The 245-nt window shown below is 62.9% G+C and carries 1 protein-coding gene; it reads right to left on the minus strand.

Annotation, left to right across the window (positions count from 1 at the left end):
- A partial coding sequence (locus tag RND78_RS28070) for a hypothetical protein (protein ID WP_312733519.1) occupies positions 1–245 on the minus strand: 245 nt, incomplete at both ends.

Consider the following 245-nt stretch of genomic DNA (forward strand, 5'->3'; position numbering starts at 1 on the left):
GCTGCCATTGAGGGTGTCATCCCCCGTCCCTCCCGCCAGCAGGTTGTTGCTCGCATTGGTGCTGACCTTCAGGACGTCATCGCCGGCGCCGCCATACAGCTGGTTGCTGCCCGAGCCTCCATCCAGCGTGTCATTGCCAGACTCGCCATACATGATGTCCTTGCCTGCCCAGCCGGCCAGGCTGTCATCATCGGTACCGCCCTTCGTGATCAATCCCGTCTGGGTGATCTGCTGCCACGTCCAGG

The sequence above is a fragment of the Pseudomonas oryzihabitans genome (genome assembly GCF_032027545.1).
In the GTDB taxonomy this organism is placed as follows: domain Bacteria; phylum Pseudomonadota; class Gammaproteobacteria; order Pseudomonadales; family Pseudomonadaceae; genus Chryseomonas; species Chryseomonas oryzihabitans_F.